Raw genomic sequence first — 26,497 nt, forward strand, 5'->3', positions numbered from 1 at the left:
ATTAATCCATCAATTCCTTCTTCTAATTCTACGAAAATACCAAAGTTTGTAAAGTTTCTAACGATACCTGTATGTTTAGAACCTACTGGGTATTTAGAAGTAATGTCAGTCCATGGATCTTGAGTCAATTGTTTGATACCTAATGACATTTTACGGTCATCTCTATCTAAAGTTAAGATAACAGCTTCAACAACATCTCCAACTTTCACGAAGTCCTGAGCAGAACGTAAGTGAGTTGACCATGACATTTCAGAAACGTGGATTAAACCTTCAACACCTTCAGCAACTTCAATAAATGCACCGTAATCAGCGATTACAACTACTTTACCTTTTACTTTATCACCAATTGTTAAATTAGCATCTAAAGCATCCCATGGGTGAGCGTTTAATTGTTTCAATCCTAATTGAATTCTTGTTTTCTCATCATCGAAATCAAGGATTACAACGTTTAATTTTTGGTCTAATTCAAGAACTTCACTTGGGTGGTTGATTCTACTCCAAGAAAGGTCAGTAATGTGAATTAATCCGTCAACACCACCTAAATCAATGAACACACCATAAGAAGTAATGTTTTTAACAACACCTTCTAATACTTGTCCTTTTTGTAATTGACCGATGATTTCTTTTTTCTGTACTTCGATATCAGCTTCGATAAGCGCTTTATGAGATACAACAACGTTTTTGAATTCGTGGTTAATTTTTACCACTTTGAATTCCATCATTTTGTTTACATATACATCGTAGTCTCTAATTGGCTTAACGTCAATTTGAGAACCAGGTAAGAAAGCTTCGATACCAAAAACGTCAACGATCATACCACCTTTAGTTCTGCATTTTACAAAACCATTAACGATTTCACCTGTTTCGTTTGCTGCGATAACTCTATCCCATGATTTAATAGTACGAGCTTTTCTGTGAGATAATACTAATTGACCTGTTTTATCCTCACGGATGTCGATTAATACTTCTACTTTGTCACCCACTTTTAAGTTTGGGTTGTAACGGAATTCGTTTAAAGAAATAACACCTTCCGATTTTGCGTTGATATCAACGATAACGTCTCTATCTGTAATTCTTACAACTACACCTTCAACTACTTCTTCTTGATCTGTAGCGATGAAAGTTTTAGATACTAGTTCTTCGAATTCTTGTAAGTTTTTCTCGTCAACAGCATCAATTCCTTCTTGGAAGTTATGCCAGTTAAAATTCGCTAAAAACTCTTCTTGTGTTTTTGTTTGTTCAGACATGCTGATAAAAAAATTTGTATTCTGTTTTTCTCGAGTTTCATAAAGCAGTAGAAAATACAGAAGTTGTTTTACATAAATGGTTGATACCTAAAGGAAACTCTTCTTCGCCAAAAGGACTGCAAAATTACTACAAATATTTGTACTTACAAAATAATTCCAGATGATTATCAGTCAATTGTTCAGGAGCAGAACATTTTAAGCTTTTCAAGACCAAAAGTCCCGCTTTCGCTCTTATCTTTTTCTGTCTAAAGGAGCCAGAAAAAGGATAACCGCTCTATCGGGGCTAAATGAGACGTTTAGCAACTTTTAAGATCTTTTTGTCAAGCTGAGCGAAGTCGAAGCCTTTATCGATAACAATGGGCTTCGACTTCGCTCAGCCTGACAATCGTTTTCACAACAACAAACCCGACAGGTTTTTAAAACCTGTCGGGTTTACTATACGCAATTATCTTCCTAAAAGTTTAAAACTTTGATAAAGGTTTCTCTAAATCAAGTTCAAACAACTTCGGATTTTCGAACTTACCTTCATCGAGTTGAAAATTCTTATCATAAAATTTCCAGGGTGAATTTGCAAAAAAATACAATTTATCATGAACTAAAGCCGCTAAAGCGGGCTCATTGAACTCTTCCCTATTATTATCTAAAATTGTAAAATCGATTATTTTAGTTTCAGAATCATTTAGTTTGTAACGCATAATTCTAATGGGCACTACTCCATTTTCAATTGCAATTAATGAATTTTTATAATAAACCAATCCATCAATTCCTTTTTTAGAAACCTCATTCGGAAATTCCAGCCAATGTTCTTTTTTACTTTTTATGTCAACTACACAAATTCCTTTTAAATAATCGGCGATAAACAATTTCGATTCGTTTTTATTGAATGTAATTCCCTGCAAATTAAAAGCTTTATTTCTTAAATCCTTCCATAAAATCAAATTATCATTTTCAATTTTATAAATAATCGGTTCAGCACTATCTGAAATAAAAACATCATTATTTTTTGCTACAGCAATATCTCCAAAAACATGATTTCCTTCAATAGTATATCGCTTAATCAGTTTTTTAGAGGAAATTTCGATTTTTAAAATTTCACTTTTTCCATCCAGTTCTTTTGCAAAACCATTCATTTCAGGAATTGCAGAACAAACGACCCAAAGATATTTTTGATCATGATCTGCTTTTAAAGCAAAAACCGAATACAAACAATCAGTAAACCAATCGGAGCATTTACCCGACGAATCAAAAGAAACGATCTTTTTATTTCGAATACTTGATGACAGCCAAAGTTTTTGTTTCTCTAAATAAAATAGTCCTTCCGGATGAAGATCCTTCTCTGAAAGGCGAAGTTTCTCTACAGAATTTTTAATTGTTTTAGATTGAGAAACTTTCAACTGTAATAATTCCTTAAAACCATTATCATTTTTAATAGATTCAAAATCAGAATCATCTTCAAAAGCAACTGTATTATTGGCCAGAACCATTCTTTTTAAAACTAATAAAGCTTCTTCTTTTTTGCCATTTAAAGTATAAGCCGATGCCAAATTATAAGTAAAAGTAGGATGTGCCGGCCTAATACTATCCAATTGTTTAGCCAATTTTAAAAACTGAACATAATCTTTGCTTTTATAAGCTTCTACACTTTTCTCATACAATGCTTTTGTTTGAGAAAATCCAAAAGTGCCAATTAAAAGCAAAATAAATAATTTTAGTTTCAGCATCATTAAAGTCTTAAAAATGAATTACTAAGTTATTGCTTTTATTTTAATAGCAATACTTTTAAAAGTAAGAAACCCGACAGGTTTTTAAAACCTGTCGGGTTTGCTGTACGTAATCATCTTTGTCAAAGGTTTAATCGTTTTTCTCTTTAGTTTCAAACTTTGCTTTCACAAAAGATATTATTTTCTCAAAATTTTCTGAACCAACTTCTATTTCGCCTAAAATAAAAGGTTGGTAATTTTTAGTTATCAGGATCAAATTATTTTCTCTGACAATATAGTGCATCAATTCTGACCATTGAATAAGATTGAAATGATCTCCAGAAGTTGTTATTAATGCATTTTCTGTAAATTCCAAATTCATGTATTTTAAATAATGAAAATCATTAATTTCCTTTACCTTAACATCTTCCATTCTTTTATAAAAAGATCTTATTTTGAAGTAATAATAGATAAAAGGTAAGAGATTGGACAGCCCAAAAAACACAAAACCGTAACCAATTCCAAATATATTAGGTCTCTTGTAAATTAAGGCAATTCCAATAATGATTAAAACTAAACCAAGATATTGTGAATTTTTATAATAATCTTTTTTCTTTTTCCAATTGAGATCAAACAATAAATCCATTTGTTTATTGTAAATATCTTTATCAAACTCTAACTCAAATTTCATAAATTTTAAATCATTGGTTAAAAAAACAAACCCAACAAAATCTGCTGGGTTTGATATAATATTTTATTTAATGACTCAAATTCTCAATTTCCTTTGGATCATGTTTATGTTTAAACAATAATGCAAAAGCAATTGCAATAACCAAAGCATATAAAGCAAAAGACAACCAGATAGTATGCCAGTCTTTCATTAAAATTGGATTTGAAAAAGCGCCTTCTGCAGAAATAGAATTTCCTTGACTTTTTACAAATGCAGCCATTTTTTCATTTGATGCATCTGTTTGTAAAAATCCAGCTAATTCTGTAGTCGTATTAAATGATTTAGTAAAGAAACGATCAATTGCCCAGCCAGAAGTCAAACTTCCTAAAACTGCTCCTACACCGTTAGTCATCATCATGAACAATCCTTGTGCAGACGAACGAATTTTAGAATCAGTATTGCTTTCTACGAATAATGAACCCGAAATATTAAAGAAATCAAATGCCATTCCGTATACAATACAAGAAAGGATAATCATCCATAAACCATTTACAGGATCACCAAAAGCAAATAATCCGAAACGTAAAACCCAAGCCAGCATACTAATAAGCATAACTTGTTTGATTCCGAAACGTCTTAAGAAAAACGGAATCGCCAAAATAAACAACGTTTCAGAAACCTGAGAAATCGACATAATAATAGTCGAATATTTAATTACGAAAGAATCCGCATATTTTGGAAAATGTTTAAACTCATCCAAAAATACATCTCCATAAGCATTTGTTAACTGAAGTGCTCCTCCTAAAAACATAGAAAAAACAAAGAACAAAGCCATTTTATAGTTTCCAAATAATTTAAAAGACTCTAAACCTAAAGTTTCTGTCCAGGTAGCATTTTCTTTAATTAAACGCTGCGGCTCACATTTAGGCAGTGTAAAAGCATAAATTCCAAGAATTAAAGCACCAATTCCAGCAATATAAAACTGATATTCTGTCGCTTTACTTCCACTTAAATTCGTAATCCACATCGCAACAATAAAACCGATAGTTCCCCAAACACGAATTGGCGGAAAATCTTTTACGATATTTTTATTATTTAATTTTAATGAAGTATAAGAAATAGAGTTACTTAACGCAATTGTTGGCATATAACAACACATTGCTAAAAGCATAACCAAAATAAAATTATCTGGGGTCGTAACCTGTGCAATTCCAAATAAAACGACTGCATAAACAATATGTAAAATTCCATAAAGTTTTTCAGCGTTTACCCATCTGTCGGCAATAATTCCGGTTAATGTAGGCATGAATAAAGAAGCAATTCCCATGGTTCCAAATACTAAACCAAATTGAGTTCCTTCCCAATTTTTGGTTCCAAACCAATAATTTCCAATTGTAATAAGCCAGGCTCCCCAAACAAAAAATTGAAGAAAGCTCATTAAGATTAACCTGTTTTTAATTCCCATATAATGAAATTGTCTTTTTAGTAAAAATGAAGTCGTAAAACTACCATTTAAAATAATATCTACAAAAAATTAATCTATTTTAACAACATCATTTACTAATTCTAAAACAGCTGCAAATTGTTCTTCTTTATTTAAGTAAGAATTATCGATCTCAATCGCATCATCTGCAATTACAAGAGGAGAATCTTCGCGGTGTGTATCTATATAATCTCTCTCCATGACATTCTTTAAAACATCTTCATAAGAGACATTATCGCCTTTTTGCTGCAATTCATCAAAACGTCTTTGCGCGCGGGTTTCGGCGCTGGCAGTCATGAATATTTTAAGTTCGGCATTTGGAAAAACTACAGTTCCAATATCTCTGCCGTCCATTACAATTGCTTTGTTTGTGCCCATTTCCTGCTGCTGTTCCACTAATTTGGCACGCACTTCAGAAATCTCGGCTACTTTGCTCACAAAATTAGAAACCTCAATTGTTCTAATTTGTTTTTCAACATTTTCACCATTCAAATACATTTCGGCAAAACCTAAATCAGCATTAAATCTAAACTCTAACTGAATGTTTGGCAATGCCTGAATCAAAGTTTCTTTATCAAAAAAATCAGCTCCAATAAACTTATTCTGCATGGCAAAATAGGCCACGGCACGATACATTGCTCCTGTATCGACATATACATATTCAAGTTGTTTTGCTAATTGTTTTGCCAAAGTGCTTTTTCCTGTTGATGAAAACCCGTCGATAGCAATTGTAATTTTTTTCAATTTTTTATGTTTTAATTTTTATTCTCTAAATCTTTAATAATAAATACTCAACAAAATATTAGATTGTGAAGCATCTATTCTTTTAGCAATTCTTTCAAAATATTTTTTATTGACCATAGGACAGCCATAACTATTGCAAATGTAACCATCTTTCTCTTTATATGGAACATCGTAATAATAATGAAAGACAATATCTCTGTTAAATGCATTACTATTAGTTTTGTCTAAACCATACAGTTTATAGGCTTTCCCAAATTTTCCGTAATAATAATTCCCGATATAATAAGTTCCTAATGAAGTACTAAGCGAATTCTCTACATTACTAAATTTAAGTTTTCCTTTAATGCCAGTTTCAGAACCTGAACCATGTGCAACTATACCTTTATCAATAATTTTATCTGCCTTTAAATCATAAACAAAAAAGCGATTTTTTTCAGAAGGTATTTTCATATCAATCAAAAAAGCAATGTCCTTATTGTACTTGGAATCACTTTTAATAATCTTTTTTACCTTCTCAAGATGAGAATCAATTCTGCTAATTACATTAGGCTCAATATTTTTCTCTTTCCAAATAAGTTTATAGCCTACAAAAGCTATCAGAATGAAAAGCAAAACTATGACTATCTTTTTCATTAAAAATCAATAAAAAACCTTTTACGACCGTAAATATAAATTTGTTTACGATTATAAAAGGTTATATAACTTTAAATTTTCTTACTATTTAATCAAATGGAATTTTAATAATAAATATCTAAAAGAATATTCGACTTAGAACTATCAATTATCTTTTCTATACGTTTAAAAAATTGTTCGCTAACCATTGGGCAGCCTTTACTGCGGCTGATGTAATAGTTTTGTTCTTCAGCAGGAACCGCAGAATAAGAGTGTAATACTATGGCTCTTTTTAAAGCATTATCATTAGATTCATCTAAACCCATTAATCGATATGCTTTCCCGAAAATACCTTTGTAATTTTTACCTATTGCATATCTGCCAAGCGCTGTGCAATTTGAATTGGGTTCATTACTAAACTTAAGCATTCCGTTAATACCGGTTTCAGAGCCAGAACCGTGTGCTACAAGACCTTGGTCTATGATTTCATTTTTCTCTAAATCGTAAACAAAAAAACGATTTTTTCCAGAAGGTACTTTCATATCAACCAAAAATGCAATTTTAGTATTGTACTTATGATCGATTTTCATCATGTCTCTAATTTCATCTACCCTGTTGTTAATTCTTTCGATTTCAACACTAGTAATAGAAGCTTCTTCTTTGAAGTAGTGTTTTGATCCCGTAAAAACACCTACAGTCATAAACAAAAATAAACTGAATAATTTCATATAAATTATTGGAGATTTAGAATTAAACCAAAAAGACTTGTATTTCCTGCCAATGTATATCTAGAGTATGAATAGTTAAACTTTAACTTATTCATCTTTAATCCAAAACCTAATGAAATTCCTGAAAAATTACGTTGTTCCTCTACACGTAATTCTTCACCTCTTCTAAAATTATAACCTAAACGCAGGTTTACTGCTTTTTTAGGGAAGAGCTCAATACCAAAAAGAACATGCCTCAAAGCATTATTCACAAAGGAAACTTTTTCACTACTTGTTGAACCATCAATATTGGTTTCTCCGCGAACGGGATTCGAAAAAGAAATATTCCATTGCTGTAAATTCTCTAACGTAAGATGCCAGCGAATAGGAACATGTTCTAATTCCTGCGAAATTCCGGCAGTAATTTCAAACGGTAAATTTTCCTGTATTCCGGAATATGTTCTAAATTGTGTACCTATATTACGAAATACCAGCGCATAATTTAAATCATTTTTTTCATCAATATATAGTAAACCGACATCTACTGCGCCTCCAATCGAATTATAACTTTCTAATGTTGAAGTTATCAACTTCGCATTAGCTCCAATATGAAGATCTGTAAAAGGAACATTATAAGCATAACCAAATGACAATGCACCTTCACTTCCTGTAAAATCTGATGTAGCCTGACCGTTTTCGTCGTAACCTTCAAAAGATCCGTAGTTTATATAATTAATTCCGGCATAGAAAGTCTGCACGTGGCGGTCATAAGTATAAGCATAAGAGGCACTTCCATAAGAAGCTTCTCCGTAATAATTTCCATAATTCAAGGCTAAATGGTTGTCCATATCTGCGTTTAAAACGGCTGGATTGGACATAGCCTGGTTAACATCTTCGTCATATATCGTAATCACTTTTCCACCCAACGCTGCCTGACGCGGAGATGCTGTTAAATTTAGAAATTGATAGGTGTAACGCCCTCCAACTTGCCCGAACGAAACCGAACAAAGTAGTAACATTAAAAATAAAACATAGTGTTTTGGCATTTGTTTTTGTGGCGTTCCTATATGGGAATAACGCAAATACAAATATAAAATTATATAACGCCAAAAATAAAATTAAACACTAAATAAATTCGACAAGAAATTCCAATAAAAAAATTCCAAAATCCAATAGTAAAAATTGGAATTTGGAATTTTAAATATTTGAGATTTAACTGAGAGTTATTTCAACGTTTTAGCATTTTTTACATTTTGATCTGTTAAGGCTAAAGCCAGAACTTCGCTCATTTCTTTTACATAATGAAAAGTAAGACCTTCTAAATATTCAGCTTTAATTTCGTCGATATCGCTTTTGTTTTCATGACAAAGAATGATTTCTTTAATTCCTGCTCTTTTTGCAGCAAGGATTTTTTCTTTAATTCCGCCAACAGGCAAAACTTTTCCACGTAAAGTAATCTCTCCTGTCATAGCAAGGCTTTTCTTCACCTTCTTTTGTGTCAATAATGAAACTAAAGAAGTAAGCATTGCAATACCTGCGCTTGGCCCGTCTTTTGGCGTTGCACCTTCCGGAACGTGCAGGTGAATGTTATATTTTTGGAACAATTCAATTCCTAAACCTAGCTTTTTAGCATTTGCTTTAATGTATTCTAAAGCAATTGTAGCCGATTCTTTCATGACATTTCCAAGGTTTCCGGTAATAGTTAAAGAACCTTTTCCTTCAGAAATTAATGATTCTATAAATAGAATATCTCCTCCAACACTTGTCCAGGCTAAACCTGTAACAACTCCGGCAACATCATTGTTTTCGTATTTATCACGCTCTAATCTAGGAACTCCTAAAACTTTTACGATATCTTCGTCAGTAACTTTTTTGTTGTACTCCTCTTCCATCGCAACGGCTTTTGCAGCATTACGAATAACCTGAGCAATTTTAGTTTCTAAATTACGAACTCCAGATTCTCTTGTATATCCTTCAACAATTTTTTCTAATTGTTTTTTTCCAATAGTCAAGTCTTTGGCAGTTAATCCGTGCGCTTCTAATTGTTTTGGGAAAAGGTGTCTTTTAGCAATTTCAACTTTTTCTTCAATTGTATAACCTGACATTTTGATTACTTCCATCCTGTCACGCAAAGCTGGCTGAATTGTAGCCATATTGTTTGAAGTCGCAATAAACATTACTTTAGATAAATCAAATCCCATTTCTAGGAAATTATCATAGAAAGCACTGTTTTGCTCCGGATCTAAAACTTCTAATAATGCAGATGATGGATCGCCGCTGTTTCCGTTTGATAATTTATCAATCTCATCTAAAATAAAAACCGGATTTGAAGTTCCTGCTTTCTTCAAACTTTGAATAATACGTCCCGGCATGGCTCCAATATACGTTTTTCTGTGTCCGCGAATCTCCGCTTCATCACGTAACCCACCTAAAGAAATACGTACATATTCACGACCTAAAGCTTCGGCAACAGAACGGCCGATAGAAGTTTTTCCAACTCCCGGAGGCCCTGTTAAACATATAATAGGTGATTTCATGTCATTTCGCAATTTTAAAACTGCCAAATGTTCAATCATTCTTTTCTTAACTTCATCAAGACCAAAGTGATCTTTGTCTAATATTTTTTGAGCAAATTTTAAATCGAATTTATCTTTAGAATATTCGCCCCAAGGCAATTCTAAAAATAACTCTAAATAATTACGCTGAATTCCAAAATCTGGTGACTGCGGATTCATTCTACGCATTTTAGATAATTCTTTTTCGAAATGTTTCTGCGTTTTTTCGTCCCATTTTTTGGTTTTCGCTTTTATTCCCATTTCGTCCATTTCCTCTTCCTGCGAAACGCCTCCCAATTCTTCCTGAATGGTTTTCATTTGCTGATGAAGGAAATATTCACGTTGCTGCTGATCTAAATCAAAACGAACTTTTGACTGAATGTCATTCTTCAATTCTAATTTTTGAAGCTCTACATTCATATAACGTAAAGTCTCTAAAGCACGGTCTTTTAAACCATTTATCGACAAAAGACCTTGTTTTTCTTTTACGGATAAATTCATGTTTGAAGAAACAAAATTGATTAAAAACGATTGGCTTTCAATGTTTTTAATAGCAAATGTTGCTTCAGATGGAATATTTGGACTTTCTTTAATGATTTGGATTGCAAGTTCTTTTACAGAATCTAAAATAGCCGTAAATTCACTGTCATTTTCATCAGGACGTTCTTCTGACACTTCTTTAATTGTAGCCGTCATATAAGGATCTTCTGAAACAACTTCGTCAATTTCAAAACGTTTTTTCCCTTGTAAAATAACGGTTACATTTCCGTCGGGCATTTTTAAAACACGTAAAATACGTGCAACGGTTCCTATTTTATGAATATCGTCTTTTGACGGATCTTCGTCTTCTTCATTAATTTGAGAAACAACTCCAATAATTTTTCCGCCGGCATTGGCATCATTAATTAATTTGATTGATTTATCTCGTCCTGCAGAAATTGGAATCACAACTCCCGGGAATAAAACTGTATTTCGTAAAGGTAAAATTGGCAGAGAAACAGGAAGTTCTTCATTGTTCATTTCCTCTTCGTCCTCTGGAGTTAATAATGGAATTAATTCTGCTTCTGAATCAAATTCTTGAAGTGACAGATTGTCAATAGTGAGTATTTTATGATTTGACATAATAATATATAAGTCTTTTTGTCATTAAAAGTTTAATACTATTTGTAAATACAGTCTTAAAAGCTGCTGTTTCAATTAAGTGTTTCATTTACAAGATAGGCCATAAAAATAGACAATCATTATGCCAAATGCAAAATAGTGACGGCTGAAATTTCGTTTTAGTACCTAATTTCATTTATTTCTAAAAAAAATAAAATTAATTTTATAAAAACTGTAACATATTAAAAAAAGCAAAGTCATTATAAAAAACTAGCAACCATTACTTGAGTATAACAAATCAAAATATCGAAGAATTAATCGCGCTTTGTAAAAACAATAATCAAAAGGCTCAATTCGAAGTTTACAATCGTTATTGTAAAGCTATGTACAACGTGGCTTACAGGATTGTAAAAGACGAGCATTTTGCACAAGACGTCATGCAGGAAGGTTTTTTGAAAGCTTTTACAAAAATTAACGATTATAAGCAGGAAGTTGCGTTTGGTGCGTGGCTTAAAAAAATCATCATTAATTATAGTATTGATTTTTATAAGAAAAACAATGCTTTCCAGATGGAAGACCTGAATAAAACGCTTTTTAAAATAGAAGAAAACGATTCTATATTGTCTGAAAGTATTGATCTGAATTCACTTAAAGTGAAACAGGTTTTAGATACCATTTCGGGCCTGAAAGATAATTACAGAATGGTTTTGACGCTCTTTTATATTGAAGGCTACGATCAGGAAGAAATTTGCGAAATATTGAATATCAGCTACGCCAACTGCAGAACCACTTTAAGCCGCGCCAAAGAAAGTTTACGAAAAAAATTAGAGGAGATATGAAAAAGGAAAATGACGATTTAGATCAATTATTTAACAAGTTTGAAAATCAATGGGATATTCATGAAATGAATCCGGATCATCAAATTGATTTTTTAGACAAATTGAATAACAAAAAGCCACGAAAAAAGAATTATGCCGGCTGGGCCATTGCTGCATCAATTGCTGTGCTTTTGGGTATATCACTATTTTACAATAATAATGAGAAACCAAAGGAGCTCAAATTTGCATCGCAGGAAACCAAACGCACCGATTCTATCTTTAATATTTTAATCGAGAATGAGCTAGTTAAATTAAAAGAAAAGAATTCGCCGGAAAATGAACAGATTATAAATGATGCATTAAAACAAATGAAAGTGTTTGATGCTGATTATGAAAAAATCATTAAAGAGGTTCAGAAAAACGGGGAAAACAAACAAATTATTTACGCTATGATAAGCAACCTGCAAACGAGAATTTCCTTTTTGCAGACAGTTTTAAAGCGAATTGAAGAAAACGAAAATTTAAAAAACACATCTAATGAAAAAACATTATAATTTACTAATCTTATTGCTTTTGATTCCTTTTTTAGGATTTTCAAATGATGATACTTTTATTACCAAAGAAAAAAGTATCAAAAAGACCTATATCGTCAACTCTAATGCAGGAATTGACATTGATAACAAATATGGAAATATCACAGTATCTACCTGGGATGAAGATAAAATTGATCTTGACATTACCATTAAAGTTAATGGCACAAACGAAAACTGGGTAAACGAAAAATTAAACAGTATTGACGTTGATATTACAGCGCTGAAAAGCTTAGTAACTGCGATAACTAATATTGGAAACTCGACTTTTAAAAGTAAAGGAAGCAATAACAGTTTTGAAATTAATTATGTTATTAAAATTCCTAAAAATGGTTCTGTAAAATTGGTTAACAAATATGGAAACATTACAACGCTGAATTTAGAATCGACGACAGATATTAGTTGTAAATACGGAAAAACAATATTAGGGAGATTAAACGGTTCAAGTAATAAAATTGAAATTGCATACTGCCAAAATTCCAGTATCGAATATATTAAAAACGGAAATATTGATGCCAGATATTCGGGCTTAAAAATTAATGATTCTGGAAATCTTACCCTTGATGCCAATTATACTGATGTTACCTTAAATGATGGTCAGAATATTAAATACAGCTGTAATTACGGAACTTTTAAATTTCAGAAGATCAATTCATTATCAGGTTCCGGAAATTATTTAACCATTTCGATTGGAGAAATTTCAAACAGTTTTAATTTCGATACCAATTACAGCAAAATTAGTGTGAAAAACATTAGTGAAAAAGCTGGAAATGTCAGCATAAATTCAGGATATACAGATGTATCACTTGGATTTGATCCCAACTACGCTTTTGATTTTGATATAACTGGACGATACAGCAATATTAAACCTGACAGTGCTTTAGACATTTCGGTTTCTGAAATTAAAAGCAATACGAAAAGAATAAGCGGCTTTTACAAGAAAAAAGGACAAAATAAAATCAACATCAATACAAATTACGGCAGCGTGTCTGTATTAAAAAATTAATCATCTAAAAAATCAAGACTATGAAAAAATCAATTCTATTATTAGTTTGTACAGTATTTCTTTTGAGTTTCAATACAAACGCTCAAAATAAAATTAAAGGAAATGGAAAAGTTGTTACCGAAACCAGAACTACAGGAGATTATGACGGTATTAAAATTTCGGGCTTTTTTGATGTAAATCTTGTTGCCGGAAAAGAAGGTAAAATTACGGTTAAAGGAGAAGAAAACTTACTGTCGTCAATTAAAGTGGAAGTGGATGACAATACTTTAAAAATTTATGTTGAATCATTCAAAAATATTCGACCAAGCAGCGGAAAAGACATACAAATCACAGTTCCGTTTGAAAAAATCTCTAATATAGCTTTGTCAGGATCAGGAAATATTCAGTCTAAAGATGCTATTAAAAGCGACAAACTTTTGGCTAAACTATCTGGTTCAGGAAACTTTAATTTAGCAATTGATTCAAATGATTTTGAACTTAATTTAAGTGGTTCAGGAAATGTAAATTTAAAAGGAACTGCTGACAATTTCACAACAAAACTTTCAGGTTCTGGAGATATTGATGCAGGAAGTTTAAAATCTAAAAATGTTGATGTAAATGTTTCGGGTTCAGGAAATAGTAAAGTTACCTGCAATGAAAAACTAACAGCAAGAGTTTCGGGTTCGGGAAATATTAAATATACAGGAAATCCTGAAAAACGCGATGTAAAAGTTTCTGGATCAGGAAACATTTCTAAAGCCTAATTTTTATATAAAAGCTCAATAATAAATTTACCTTTTATCATCTATCAAATAACAGAACAGCAGCTTCTTCTTTATTATTGAGCTTTTATTTCAATTTCTAATTTATCATCAAAAATTAGACTTAATCTTATAAAACAAAAAAGCCGGACAAATGTCCGGCTTTTTTATATCTAATTAAAGCGTTTTTTAAACCGCCTTTTTTGGTACTCTTCTTAATAGAAAAATAGACGTAACGAAAAATACTGCCAAAATAACAATTGCCGCGCGCGGACTTCCTGTTATTTGATCGATAATTCCGTAAACACACATTCCTATTACAATTCCTATTTTTTCTGCAACATCATAAAAACTGAAAAACGAAGCTGTATCTTCTGTTTCAGGTAATAATTTTGAATAGGTTGAACGTGACAAAGCCTGAATTCCACCCATTACAAATCCCGCAACTGTAGCCATTACATAAAAATGCATTGGCAATGTGATAAAATAAGCCAAAGTACAAAATACTGCCCAAATTGCATTAATAAAAATCAATGTTGGTATATTTCCAAATTTTTCAGAAGCTATTGAAGTTAAAATAGCACCAAAAACGGCCACTATCTGAATTAACAAAATACAAATTATTAAACCAATAGTACTTTCTTCTTTTGACGACCATTGAATTTCCTGTGCTCCAAAATAAGTTGCAACTAACATTACAGTCTGCACAGCCATACTTGAAACAAAAAATCCACCTAAATATCGACGCAAAGGGACATTTTCATTTAATAAAGCCCAAACCTTTTTTAATTCTTTGAAACCATTAAAGAAAACATCTTTTGTTAATTTTTGAGTTGTTTCTTTTCTTCCTTTTGGTAAATAATAATAAGTATATTGGCTAAATAAAATCCACCAGACTCCTACCATTATAAAAGAATAACGCATTGCTTTCATTGCAGGTTCTGGACCAGAAATATTAAACCAATCTGGTTTCATAATCATCGCTAAATTGATACACAACAAAAGAACACTTCCTATGTATCCCAAAGAATATCCTTTTGCACTAATTCTGTCCTGTTGCTCTTCAAAAGCAATATCAGGAAGATAAGAATTGTAAAAAACTAAACTTCCCCAATATCCTAATAATCCAAAAAAGTAAAAAGCTAATCCAACATAAATATTTGCAAGATCAAACCAATACAATCCCATACAGGATAGCGCTCCTAAATAACAGAAAAATTTCATGAAAGATTTTTTATTCCCCACATAATCTGCGATTCCTGATAATAATGGTGAAATAAAAGAAACTACTAAAAAGGCAGCCGCTGTAATAAAACTAATTAATGCAGAGTTTTTTAAATGAAGTCCGAAAACATCAATATAATGATCTCTGTCTGCAAATAAAGCTTCGTAAAAAATTGGAAATACTGCCGATGCAATTGTAAGTGTATAAACTGAATTTGCCCAATCATAAAATGCCCAGGCATTTAATAATTTCTTATCTCCTTTTTGTAGGTTTTTCATAGAAATGGTTTTGTTATTGCGCTACGAATTTATCCAATTTTTATGATAATCAAATATAAATTATCTAATTCATGCATTATTAAATTATAAACAATTTAAAGCATAAAAAAAGCTACTCGAAAGAATAGCTTTTTAATATTTTTAAAATATTTTTTATTTGATAGTACCAACTTTAAGTGCAATCGCTTTAGCTTCGGGAATTAATGCTTTTATATTGGCAATTCTGGTTGCATCAGACGGGTGCGTACTCATAAATTCCGGTGTTCCCGAACCTCCTGATTTAGCTGACATTCTAGTCCAAAATGCAACAGCATCATCTGGATTATATCCGGCAATAGCCATTAAAGTTAAACCTATTTTATCTGCTTCACTTTCGTTACTTCTGCTAAATGGCAGCATTACTCCTACTTCAGATCCAATTCCGTAAGCCTGTGCAAATATTTGCTGTGTTGCTTCAGATTTTCCGCTTGTTGCTGCTCCTAAAGCCGCGCCGCCAATTTGCTGTAATTGTGCAGCCGACATTCTTTGTGCTCCGTGATTAGCTAAGGCGTGTGAAACTTCGTGTCCCATTACCGTTGCTAAACCAGATTCGTTTTGTGTTACAGGTAAAATACCAGAGTAAACAACAATTTTTCCTCCAGGTAAACACCAGGCATTGACTTCTTTATTATCAACAAGTTTGTATTCCCAGCGATAATCTTTTAGATATTGTGATTGTCCTAAATAGGCTAAATATTTTTCGGCCGCAGCTTTAATTTTAAATCCAACCGTTTCTACACGTTTAGCATCGGCTGTTCCTGTTATTACTTTATTTTCAGTCAAAAACTGATTGTATTGCTGGAAAGACGATGGAAATAATTCACTATTTGAAACAAAATTCAAATTTTGCTTTCCAGTTATAGGATTCGTTGCACAGCTGCATACTAAAACAGCCGCAAAAACGCTTGAAATTAAATGTTTTTTCATGATCTTAAATATTTAAACACACACAAAAATACAATTAAAATTACTCAAAATCTTACATAATTATTTCAATCGCTATCACAATTTCACTTATTCACCTACAATATGAAGCTCATTAAACTCTTTATCAACAATTAAGAAATTGTTCGATTCAAAGCTAATTTTATCAAATTCGATTCTTTCATTGTCGATTTCGATTTCAGTAACTTTAAAAGGAAGTCCAATTAAATTAATTTTATACTTGCTGTAAGGTGTATCATATTTTCCTTCCTTATGAAGCTGAATTATGAGTTCTTTTTCTTTTCCAATTGATCTTAATGATAAATGACTATAACGACCTTTTTTATAATCGTAACCATCCTGAGCATCTTCATAAACTCCAGATTGTTCTTTACCATTTTTATAGTAAACATCAAGTGTTAATTCATCAAATTCTAATTCACCAACATATTGCTGAACCGGATATTTTGGAATGATCGCACCCGCTTTTACGAAAACTGGAATTTCATCAAATTTAGTATCAACCCAGATTTCTCGTCCTCCAACAAGAAGTTCATTTGTCCAGTAGTTATACCACTCACCTCTTGGAATATACATACGTCTTCCTACAGCATTAGGTTCAAGGATTGGACATACTAAAATTTGATTTCCAAAGATGAATTCATCATTACGATAATGTGTTTGTGTATCTTCCTGATCGTAATAAACCAAAGGTTTCAACATCGGAAGTCCTTCTTCTATATACTGCCAAAACATAGTATATAAATAAGGTAATAATTGATAGCGAAGGCTGACAAATTTTCTCGTAATATTAATTACTTCTTCGTCAAAAGCCCAAGGTTCCTGATTACCATGATCTCCTGAAGAATGCGTTCTGCAAAACGGATGAAAAACACCTAACTGAATCCAGCGTGCGTATAATTCGCCTGTTGGCTGTTCTGCAAATCCCCCAATATCAGAACCTGTAAATCCCATTCCTGAAATTGACATTCTCTGTACCTGAATATTTGCAATCCACAAATGTTCCCAAGTTGCTACGTTATCTCCTGTCCAAGACGATGTATAACGCTGTGCACCAGAATAAGCCGATCTTGTAATAACGAAAGGACGTTTTGGATAAGCAAATCGTTTTACACCATGATAGGTTGCTCTTGCCATTTGCGTTCCGTAAATATTATGCGCTTTTCTATGACTGCAAGGATTTCCGTCGTAAAAGTGACGAACATCCATCGGGAAAGTTTTATTTGGAACCTCCATTACGGCAGGTTCATTCATGTCATTCCAAACTCCTTTTACACCTATTTCTGAAACTAATTCTTTAAATAAACCAGCCCACCATTCTCTAACAGCGGGATTTGTATAATCTGGAAAATTACATTCTCCCGGCCAGACTTTTCCTTTCATATAAGGTCCATCGGCTCTTTTGCAGAAATAATCTTTTTCCAAAGCTTCTTTATAAACCCAGTAATCTTTATCAATTTTAATTCCCGGATCGATGATTACGACTGTTTTAAAACCATCTTCGGCTAATTCAGCAACCATTCTTTTGGGGTCTGGAAAATAGTTTTTATTCCAGGTAAAACATCGAAATCCTTCCATATAATCAATGTCCAGATAAATGGCGTCGCACGGAATTTTAAGTTCTCTAAATTTTGAAGTGATTTCTTTGACTTTGCTTTCTGGATAATAACTCCATTTACATTGGTGGTATCCTAAAACCCAAAGCGGCGGCAGTTCCGGTTTTCCGGTTAAATCGGTATAAGTTGTTACAACATCCTGCATTTGAGGGCCGTAAATGAAATAATAATTCATTTCTCCTCCTTCTGCCCAATAACTTGTAACGTTTCTTCTTTCCTGACAAAAATCAAAAAAAGTTCTAAAGGTATTATCGAAGAAAATACCGTAAGATTGTTTGTTATGTAAACCAATATAAAACGGAACTACTTTATAAAGAGGATCTTGTTCTTTTTGATAAGCGTATTGATCTGTAGCAAAATTTTCGACTCTTTTGCCTTTTAAATTCATTTGAGTTGCCTTGTCTCCTAAACCGTAAAAACATTCACCGTCTTTAGAAGATTTACTCATTTTTACAATATTTCCGCCATATTCGTAGCTTTCTTCCCAATGAAAACCAAGTTCATCTTCCAAAATCAGGAAATCATTTAAATCGTAAATCCAAACACGAAGATCTGCCTTTTGAATTTTACATTTTACTTTGCTGGTTCTGATCTGGAAATAGGTTTCTTCTTCTGTAAGTTCTAAAAAATTATAGCCGTGAAGCTGGCTTTTGTCTATTGCATACGAAAAATCATTGCTGAAATATCCTTTTGTAGTAAAGCGAAATCGAATTAAACTGTCTCTAAGAACAGTAACTTTTAAGATTACTTTATTATCTGTATTGAAAAAAATAGAATCTCCTTCATGCTCGTACGAAACAATCTTTGATGGATATAAATCGCCTTTGTATTCTAATGATGTGTTTGTAATCATATCGCCAATGAATTAATTATAACAATAATCTCTATTTCAAACATACAAAAAAAGTTAGTAAAGGGCTATGAATAAAAGGTTTATTCACGAAAACGTTTTTTCTGTCTGAGAATTAAATTACAGCTCGAAAAATCAACAATTCGATAATTTAAAAACGATAAAATGACAAAATAATACCGCTAAAAATATTTGTCAGATTTTATTTAAACGAAAGAATAAACGGTTACGCTTAATGGCGGTAAAATTAATTCAACAGAAAAATCCCTTCCATCATAAGGCGTTGATTCAATTTTTAATGATTTCCCGTTTCCAACACCACCGCCGCCATAAATTACAGCATCGCTATTAAAAATCTCTTCTAACTGACCTTTCTTCGGAATTCCAATTCTGTAATTTTCTCGTACCATTTGCGTGAAATTGCAAACTACAATTACATTTTCATCTGCATTATTTCCTTTTCGAATATAAGATAAAACTGCATTTTGATGATCTGAATAATTTATCCATTCAAAACCTTCGCCTGTAAATTGCTTTTCATACAATGCTGGACGTGATTTATACAAATGATTTAAATCTGTAATTAATCGTTTTATTCCCGAATGAAAATCAAATTCTAATAAATGCCAGTCTAAACTCTGTTCGAAATTCCATTCGCCAGTTTGACCAAATTCAGCTCCCTGAAACAATAATTTTGTTCCGGGATGTGTAAACATATAACCGTATAATAGTCTCAAATTAGCAAATCGCTGCCATTCGTCGCCCGGCATTTTATAAATAAGAGATTTTTTGCCATAAACCACTTCGTCATGAGAAAACGGAAGCATGAAATTTTCTGTAAAAGCATACGTCATCGAAAAAGTCAAATCGTTTTGATGGTATTTTCGATACACCGTTTCTTTTTGAAAATACTTTAAAGTATCGTGCATCCAGCCCATCATCCATTTCATTCCGAAACCTAATCCGCCGGTAAATGTTGGTCTTGAAACCATCGGGAATGAAGTACTTTCTTCTGCAATAGTCTGGACTCCATCAAAATTAGCATAGATAACTTCATTAAATTCTTTAAGGAAACTTATACTGTCTAAATTTTCTCTTCCGCCAAAAATATTGGCTTCCCACTCGCCTTCTTTTCTGGAATAATCAAGATATAACATCGAAGCTACAGCGTCAACCCTTAATCCGTCAACATGATAATGTTGAAGCCAAAAAACAGCGTTGCTAATTAAAAAAGCGCGGACTTCATTTCTTCCGTAATTAAAAACCAAGCTTTTCCAATCTGGATGATAACCTTTTCTGCGATCTGGATGTTCGTATAAATGCGATCCGTCAAAATAACCTAAACCATGTGCATCGTCTGGAAAATGTGACGGAACCCAGTCTAAAATTACACCAATTCCTTCCTGATGCAGTCTATCTACCAAAACCATAAAATCCTGAGGTTTTCCAAAACGTGAAGTCGGTGCAAAATATCCCGTTAATTGATATCCCCAAGAAGGATCATAAGGATATTCCATAATCGGCATAAATTCTACGTGCGTAAAACCGGTTTCTTTAACGTATTTAACCAAATCATCTGCCAATTCTAAATAACTCAAAAACCTGTTATGATCTGCTCGTTTCCAGGAACCTAAATGCACTTCGTAAACCGAATAAGGCTTATCTAAAGCGTTTTTCTCCTTACGATTCTCCATCCAGTTTTCATCTTTCCATTTATAATCTAAATCCCAGACTACAGAAGCGGTATGCGGAGGTTTTTCACAATATAAAGCAAAAGGGTCTGCTTTTTCAGTAATTACCCCGTCAATATTCGATTGAATTTTATATTTATAAAGAGCTCCTTTTGAAACATCAGGAATAAATCCTTCCCAAATTCCCGAAGAATCCCAGCGAACATTTAAAAGATGTTCTCCCTGATTCCAATAATTAAAATCCCCAACAACCGAAACAGAATGTGCTGTAGGTGCCCAAACGGCAAAATACACACCTTTAACTCCATCAACTTCAATTAAATGCGCTCCTAATTTTTCATATAATTTGAAGTGTTTTCCCGCTTTGAATAAATCTATATCAAAATCAGTAAATAGAGAATGTGTGATTACTTTAGTCATATTTGGTTTTTAAGGCAATAATTTAAAATTGGAATTTGGAGTTTTTTTATTGGAATTTTTCAAATTTATTCTATTCTAAAGTTATCCGATAATGTAACTCCTTTTTTAATCACAACAATTCCGTCTTTTATACTGTACAATTCATTCGTAAAATTGTCTAAATGTTTTCCGCCGTTAATATGAACATTATTTCCAATTCGAACATTTTTATCAACTAAGGCATTTTTTATAAAACAATTTTCACCAATTCCAACGTGAATTTTATTAATGCTGCTTTCATGATTCATTTCGTCAAGATCCTGATAAAAATCGTTCCCCATAACATAACAGTTTTCCAACACGGTTCCTACACCTACTCTTGAACGAATTCCAATTACAGAACTTTTAATTTCTTTAGCATTTATAATACAGCCTTCAGAAATTAAAGATTGATTAATAATTGAATTTCTGAATTTTGATGGTGGTAATAATCTTGGTCTTGTAAAGATTTTGTTTTCGTTATCAAACAAATTAAACTCCGGAATATCAGCTGTTAAACCAATATTGGCTTCAAAAAATGATTCGATGTTTCCGATATCTGTCCAATATCCTTCGTATTGATAGCTTAGAATTTTATGTTTTCCAACGGCTTGCGGAATAATTTCTTTCCCGAAATCTTTTGTTTCCTGATTCGCCATTAATTCTTCTAACAATGGTTTATTAAAAATATAAATTCCCATTGAAGCAAGGTACTTTTTACCTTTTTCCTGCATATGTTCACTTACTTCAGATTCCCATTCAGGTAACAATGAAGCGTTTGGCTTTTCGATAAAAGCATGAATATTATTTTCATGATCAGTTTTAAGAATTCCGAATTCCGGTGCATCTTTAGCATTTACCGGCAAAGTCGCAATCGAGATTTCGGCGTCAGCAGCAATGTGCGCTTCAAGCATTTCGTTAAAATCCATTTGATACAATTGATCGCCCGAAAGAATTAAAGCGTGATCAAAATCGTGTTTCAAAAAATGTGACATACATTGTCTAACAGCATCTGCCGTACCCTGAAACCAAGTTGGATTATCCGGAGTTTGTTCTGCCGCCAGAATATCAACAAATGACTGACTGAAAATACTAAAATTGAAAGTGTTTTTGATATGCGCATTTAAAGATGCGGAGTTAAACTGTGTCAAAACAAATATTTTAAAAATATCTGAATTGATACAATTAGAAATTGGTATATCGACCAAACGATATTTTCCTCCAATCGGAACAGCCGGTTTTGATCTCGTTTCTGTTAATGGAAACAAACGTGATCCTTGTCCTCCTCCTAAAATAATAGCAACTACATTTTTCTTTTTAAATTTCATTTTTCTCAATTATTAGGTTGTATATCTCGATATATTCTTGGCAAACACTTTCCCAGGAATGGTCTGCTGACATTCCTCTTCGTAAAATGGTATTAAAATTTATTTTGTCATCGTACAATTTAACTGCACGATTTATAGAATAACAAATATCTCCAACAGAAGCCTGATCGTGACAGATTCCGTTTCCTTCATCACCAAAATCAATAACAGTATCGCGCAAACCTCCTGTTCTCCTAACAATTGGAATTGTTCCGTAACGCATGGCATACATTTGGTTTAAACCGCAGGGCTCTACTCTTGAAGGCATTAAAATATAATCTGAACCTGCGTAAATTAAATGCGCTAATTCTTCATTATAACCAATAAAAACATTGTAATTGCCTTTATAATCATTGCGCAATTGGGTTAATTGCGATTCAATTTCAGCATTTCCTGAACCTAGAATTAAAATATTGATTTCTTCAAAATGTTCTGATAATGCAAGCGCAGAAGCCTGAGGTAGTAAATCACCGCCTTTTTCTTCAAACAAACGCCCAATAAAACTAAACAATGGCTTTGTAGGATCTAAATCAAATTGATCGCACAATTTTTCTTTATTTTTCTGTTTTCCAATTTCAAAGTTTTCTATCGAATAATTCTCCGCAATCATTTGATCTTTTAATGGATTCCAGACTTCGATGTCAATTCCATTTAAAATTCCTTTAGATTTATTTCTAACGGATTGAAACAAAGATTCTAAACCATTCGCACTATAATTGATTTCATTTAAATAGCTCGGAGAAACTGTAGTAACGGCGTTCGCACATTTTACAGCAACTGCCAATGAATTAATTGAATTGCTCCACTCCAAAAATCCAACATGTTTTAAATCAAATTCTGGCAGATAATACAATTTATCAAAACCAAACCAGCCCTGATATAAACCATTGTGGATTGTTATAACTGTTTTTACATCTTTCAATACTTCATATTTATAAGCAAATTGCAGCAGAAACGGAATTAATCCTGTATGATGATCGTGACAGTTAATTATATCCGGAATTTTATTTCGGGCGATAATCCAGTCTAAAACCGCAATTTGAAAAGATAAGAAACGTTCAATATCATCTTCATAACCATATACATTCGGACGATTAAATAATTCATTAATTTCAATGAGATATAATTCGTAGCCTAATTTATCTGTGCTCTCTTTTAAAACACTAAAAGGGAAATTGAAATTTCCTAATTTAACTGTTCCCCAATGCACACAGTCAAAATTATTTTCATTTCTAAATTTTGTATCATAAGCCGGAACAACAACTATAACGTCATGCCCTGCGTTTTCCTGGTACTTGGGTAAAGCACCAACTACATCAGCCAAACCGCCGACTTTTGCCATTGGATAACATTCTGCACTAATATGAAATATCTCCATTTCAGAAATTAATTTGTGATTATTTTTCAAGAAACAATCATTAATATGCTATTTTTATCTTTTTTTTAAATTTAGCAAAAAAATAGGCAAAGTACTGCTTCAAAATCAGATTTATTGAAATGGCAAAAAAGGCAATTAATCCTACTAAATCATTAAAAATTCCACAGATAATTATACTATCTGCCAAAATTTGCGCATTTGTATCCACTAAGTTAGCAACTAAATTTGCAGCGAGGTTATTTACAACGCCTATAAAACATAAGGTTCCCAAACGTGAACTTGAAATGGACAACAAAAGCATTCAAAAAGTTGTTCACGTTTCTGCTATTAATAAAAATGTTGTGACTTATCAATATGGCCAAAGTGAGCGTAAAGTTTTACTTGTTCATGGTTGGTCAGGTAGAGGAACCCAGTTATTTAAAATAGCCGATGAACTTTTACAAAATGGTTTTTCTACAATAAGTTTTGATGCACCTGCACATGGAAAATCAGAAGGAAAAACAACCATAATGTCTGAGTTTATAGCTTCTATTCTGGAAATTGAAAAAGAATTTGGTCCTTTTGAATTTGCAATTGGACATTCATTAGGCGGAATGTCGGCATTAAATGCAATTAAAGATGGTTTACAAGTAAACAAAGCTGTAATAATTGGAAGCGGGGATATTGTACAGGATATTTTAGATGATTTTACTTTTAAATTGAAACTTAAAAAGGAATTTAGCGATCGTTTAAGACTATTTTTTGAAGATAAATATCAATTAAAAATGGATGATTTTTCAGCCTATAAAGCTGCTCAAAAAATCGAAATTCCTGTATTAGTAATTCATGATAATGATGATCCAGAAGTTCCTGTAAAAGCCGGAATTCATATTCATGAAAATCTTCAAAATGGAGCCTTATTTTTAACCGATGGATTAGGCCACCGAAAAATACTTGGGAATCAAACTGTTATTAAAAAAACTTTAGAATTCATTAAAAATAGTTAACTTTATATATAACTATTTAAATATCAAATACTAAAGAAAAGTAAAATGGATTTATTTGGAGAAACAATAGATTGGGAAACTGAATTAAAGCCCATTTTAAAAAAGTATAAAGGCAAAAAACATCCTTTGGATTATCAAAACACTTACCAACTTTTGGTTATGGTTGTTTTATCAGCTCAGGATTCTGATGCCAATATTAATAATATTGCTCCAGCTTTGTTTGAAAAATTTCCAACTCTTACAAGTTTATCAAAAACTGATTTCGAAACTTTTATTCCTTATATAAGTAAGGTACGAAATCATGCAACCAAAGCCAACTGGCTCTTGGAAATTGCAAAAACAATTCAAAATGATAAAGATATTCCTTTAACAATGTCTGAATTAACTGCTTTGAAAGGCATTGGAAGAAAATCTGCAAATGTAATTTTAAGAGAAACCAATAAACCTGCAGAAGGAATTATTGCCGATTTACACGTAATAAGAGTTGCTCCCAGAATTGGCATAATAAAAGAAGCCAAAGACGGAAATAAAGCAGAAAAAGACTTGATGGAAGTTTTACCAAAAACTATATGGTCAGAAATTGGAATGGCGATTTCCTTTTTAGGCCGTGAAATCTGCAGACCAAAGCCTAAATGTGAAGAATGCATTTTAACAGATATCTGTTTGTATTACAACACTGTAGTTCTTAAGAATTAGATTATTTTCTACGTGTATCAATTAGGTAAATGATTTTCCACGAATCTTTTTCTTTAAACAATGTGAAAGTATTTACGCCAGTATGACTCAATTTATCGTTTAAATAAAACTCATACGGTGCCCAAACATGAGCCATAGTACCATCAATTTGAATATTATAACTCAAAATTTTCTCCTGAAATTTCATACTTGACGGAATTGTAGCAATAGATTTATAGAATTCACCTGCACTTTCATCCGATAATTTATTTCCCTTTACTGAACTCTCACTAATAGATTGCAAAATCATTTTATCTGCGCAAACGGTTTTTATTTTTACGGAGTCTTTTTGATGGAATCCTTCAAAGAATATTTCAATAGCTTTTTGAACTTCCTGTTTCTGTGCATTAGATGATAATCCTAAAAGCAGAAAAAATAGAATAAAATAAACTCTCATATTATAATTTTAAATTAAACGCCAAATTGAGATAAATGATGGTCTAAATGTTTCGCAAACATATTATTCCATTCTTTTGTAGTTAATTTACCTAAAGAAAGAGATTCTTTTCCCTGAAATTCAGTTTCTCCTAATTCCTGTGTTTTTAGAATATAGGAGATCAACCTACTTTTTTCCAGTTCAAAATCACGATCTCCAGCAATAATAAATTGTGGAGCTGTATGAATATTTCTCGCATAAGGCTTTTCGCTTACTATTGCATTTTTAGCTAGTAATTTAAGCATCAATCTTATAAAAACATTTGGTTTGGCATGAATATTATCATAAACCATTTCATACGTTACATTACAATGCGCTAGCATCTGATCAACAGACATTTTACCCCAAAGTGGTTGTGAATCTATTTTAAGCTCATTAATTCGGTTTATAAATTGATCACAATCTTCTGTCTGAAAAATATTTTGCATAGTTTAATTATAAGGTAAAACATTAAAGTAAAAGTATAAAATTTACTATTAAAATTAGTTTTATGGCAAAAAAAAACTTCAATTAGCAAAGCCAATTGAAGTTTTTAGTACT

General features: G+C 32.2%; 24 protein-coding genes. 6 read left to right on the forward strand and 18 right to left on the reverse strand.

The features are described 5' to 3' along the window. From B3C18_RS09160 to lon, 9 genes are all read right to left on the reverse strand, one after another. A partial coding sequence (locus tag B3C18_RS09160) for a 30S ribosomal protein S1 (protein WP_291145740.1) occupies window positions 1-1,247 on the reverse strand: 1,247 nt, incomplete at its 3' end. A gap of 461 nt (window positions 1,248-1,708) precedes the next feature. After that, window positions 1,709-2,971: a tetratricopeptide repeat protein gene (locus tag B3C18_RS09165; protein WP_291145743.1), complete on the reverse strand. Its 1,263-nt coding sequence runs from the start codon at window positions 2,969-2,971 to the stop codon at window positions 1,709-1,711. Between the two features lie 127 nt (window positions 2,972-3,098). Next, on the reverse strand, window positions 3,099-3,638 hold the full coding sequence (locus B3C18_RS09170) for a hypothetical protein (protein ID WP_291145746.1): 540 nt from the start codon (window positions 3,636-3,638) through the stop codon (window positions 3,099-3,101). 67 nt (window positions 3,639-3,705) lie between these two features. Continuing rightward, entirely contained in the window at window positions 3,706-5,082 is a 1,377-nt protein-coding gene (locus B3C18_RS09175; RefSeq protein WP_291145749.1) for a nucleoside permease, read from the reverse strand. Window positions 5,083-5,151: 69 nt separating this feature from the next. After that, window positions 5,152-5,844: a (d)CMP kinase gene (gene cmk, locus B3C18_RS09180; protein WP_291145752.1), complete on the reverse strand. Its 693-nt coding sequence runs from the start codon at window positions 5,842-5,844 to the stop codon at window positions 5,152-5,154. Window positions 5,845-5,877: 33 nt separating this feature from the next. Beyond that, on the reverse strand, window positions 5,878-6,477 hold the full coding sequence (locus B3C18_RS09185; RefSeq protein WP_291145755.1) for a murein L,D-transpeptidase catalytic domain-containing protein: 600 nt from the start codon (window positions 6,475-6,477) through the stop codon (window positions 5,878-5,880). A gap of 104 nt (window positions 6,478-6,581) precedes the next feature. Further along, a complete protein-coding gene (locus B3C18_RS09190; protein WP_291145758.1) occupies window positions 6,582-7,184 on the reverse strand; it encodes a murein L,D-transpeptidase catalytic domain-containing protein in 603 nt (200 codons plus the stop codon). 5 nt (window positions 7,185-7,189) lie between these two features. Then, window positions 7,190-8,209, reverse strand: a complete 1,020-nt coding sequence (gene porQ, locus B3C18_RS09195; RefSeq protein WP_291145761.1) for a type IX secretion system protein PorQ — start codon at window positions 8,207-8,209, stop codon at window positions 7,190-7,192. A 177-nt stretch (window positions 8,210-8,386) separates the two neighbouring features. After that, on the reverse strand, window positions 8,387-10,840 hold the full coding sequence (gene lon, locus B3C18_RS09200; RefSeq protein ID WP_291145764.1) for an endopeptidase La: 2,454 nt from the start codon (window positions 10,838-10,840) through the stop codon (window positions 8,387-8,389). A 263-nt stretch (window positions 10,841-11,103) separates the two neighbouring features. On the opposite strand from lon, the gene B3C18_RS09205 reads away from it, so the two are divergent. Genes B3C18_RS09205 through B3C18_RS09220 form a run of 4 tightly spaced genes read left to right on the forward strand, consistent with a single transcriptional unit; the run spans window position 11,104 to window position 13,976 of the window. Further along, the gene (locus B3C18_RS09205; RefSeq protein WP_053474199.1) at window positions 11,104-11,658 is read left to right on the forward strand and encodes an RNA polymerase sigma factor; all 555 of its coding nucleotides are present in this window, start codon (window positions 11,104-11,106) and stop codon (window positions 11,656-11,658) included. After that, a complete protein-coding gene (locus B3C18_RS09210; protein ID WP_291145767.1) occupies window positions 11,655-12,191 on the forward strand; it encodes an anti-sigma factor in 537 nt (178 codons plus the stop codon). The genes B3C18_RS09205 and B3C18_RS09210 overlap by 4 nt, the downstream gene beginning before the upstream one ends. Next, window positions 12,175-13,233, forward strand: a complete 1,059-nt coding sequence (locus tag B3C18_RS09215) for a hypothetical protein (RefSeq protein WP_291145769.1) — start codon at window positions 12,175-12,177, stop codon at window positions 13,231-13,233. The genes B3C18_RS09210 and B3C18_RS09215 overlap by 17 nt, the downstream gene beginning before the upstream one ends. Before the next feature lie 20 nt (window positions 13,234-13,253). Then, complete coding sequence (locus tag B3C18_RS09220) at window positions 13,254-13,976, forward strand: head GIN domain-containing protein (RefSeq protein ID WP_291145771.1); 723 nt, start codon at window positions 13,254-13,256, stop codon at window positions 13,974-13,976. Between the two features lie 186 nt (window positions 13,977-14,162). Here the strand turns inward: B3C18_RS09220 and B3C18_RS09225 are convergent, their stop codons facing one another. The 7 genes from B3C18_RS09225 to B3C18_RS09255 form a co-directional block, all read right to left on the reverse strand. Continuing rightward, window positions 14,163-15,476 carry an MFS transporter gene (locus B3C18_RS09225; protein WP_291145774.1) on the reverse strand — a complete coding sequence of 438 codons (1,314 nt, stop codon included), beginning with the start codon at window positions 15,474-15,476 and terminating at the stop codon, window positions 14,163-14,165. A gap of 153 nt (window positions 15,477-15,629) precedes the next feature. After that, the gene (locus B3C18_RS09230; protein WP_291145777.1) at window positions 15,630-16,442 is read right to left on the reverse strand and encodes a M48 family metallopeptidase; all 813 of its coding nucleotides are present in this window, start codon (window positions 16,440-16,442) and stop codon (window positions 15,630-15,632) included. Window positions 16,443-16,529: 87 nt separating this feature from the next. After that, a complete protein-coding gene (locus B3C18_RS09235) occupies window positions 16,530-18,929 on the reverse strand; it encodes a glycoside hydrolase family 31 protein (RefSeq protein ID WP_291145780.1) in 2,400 nt (799 codons plus the stop codon). A gap of 203 nt (window positions 18,930-19,132) precedes the next feature. Beyond that, window positions 19,133-21,037, reverse strand: a complete 1,905-nt coding sequence (glgB, locus tag B3C18_RS09240) for a 1,4-alpha-glucan branching protein GlgB (RefSeq protein ID WP_291145783.1) — start codon at window positions 21,035-21,037, stop codon at window positions 19,133-19,135. Window positions 21,038-21,102: 65 nt separating this feature from the next. Further along, window positions 21,103-22,383, reverse strand: coding sequence for a glucose-1-phosphate adenylyltransferase (locus B3C18_RS09245; RefSeq protein WP_053474210.1), 1,281 nt, complete (start codon window positions 22,381-22,383; stop codon window positions 21,103-21,105). Further along, the gene (locus B3C18_RS09250) at window positions 22,373-23,800 is read right to left on the reverse strand and encodes a glycogen synthase (RefSeq protein WP_291145787.1); all 1,428 of its coding nucleotides are present in this window, start codon (window positions 23,798-23,800) and stop codon (window positions 22,373-22,375) included. The genes B3C18_RS09245 and B3C18_RS09250 overlap by 11 nt, the downstream gene beginning before the upstream one ends. A 40-nt stretch (window positions 23,801-23,840) precedes the next feature. Beyond that, window positions 23,841-24,071, reverse strand: a complete 231-nt coding sequence (locus tag B3C18_RS09255) for a hypothetical protein (RefSeq protein ID WP_291145790.1) — start codon at window positions 24,069-24,071, stop codon at window positions 23,841-23,843. A 13-nt stretch (window positions 24,072-24,084) separates the two neighbouring features. On the opposite strand from B3C18_RS09255, the gene B3C18_RS09260 reads away from it, so the two are divergent. Both B3C18_RS09260 and B3C18_RS09265 read left to right on the forward strand, forming a co-directional pair. Then, window positions 24,085-24,786 carry an alpha/beta hydrolase gene (locus tag B3C18_RS09260; RefSeq protein ID WP_291145792.1) on the forward strand — a complete coding sequence of 234 codons (702 nt, stop codon included), beginning with the start codon at window positions 24,085-24,087 and terminating at the stop codon, window positions 24,784-24,786. Window positions 24,787-24,831: 45 nt separating this feature from the next. Continuing rightward, complete coding sequence (locus B3C18_RS09265; RefSeq protein WP_291145795.1) at window positions 24,832-25,482, forward strand: endonuclease III domain-containing protein; 651 nt, start codon at window positions 24,832-24,834, stop codon at window positions 25,480-25,482. 1 nt (window position 25,483) lies between these two features. Here the strand turns inward: B3C18_RS09265 and B3C18_RS09270 are convergent, their stop codons facing one another. Together B3C18_RS09270 and B3C18_RS09275 are read right to left on the reverse strand one after the other, a co-directional pair. Next, window positions 25,484-25,918, reverse strand: coding sequence for a nuclear transport factor 2 family protein (locus tag B3C18_RS09270; protein WP_291145798.1), 435 nt, complete (start codon window positions 25,916-25,918; stop codon window positions 25,484-25,486). A gap of 14 nt (window positions 25,919-25,932) precedes the next feature. Then, window positions 25,933-26,385, reverse strand: coding sequence for a DUF1569 domain-containing protein (locus B3C18_RS09275; RefSeq protein WP_291145801.1), 453 nt, complete (start codon window positions 26,383-26,385; stop codon window positions 25,933-25,935). Between the last annotated feature and the right edge of the window lie 112 nt (window positions 26,386-26,497).

The organism is Flavobacterium sp. UBA7680 (genome assembly GCF_002482975.1).
In the GTDB taxonomy this organism is placed as follows: Bacteria; Bacteroidota; Bacteroidia; order Flavobacteriales; family Flavobacteriaceae; genus Flavobacterium.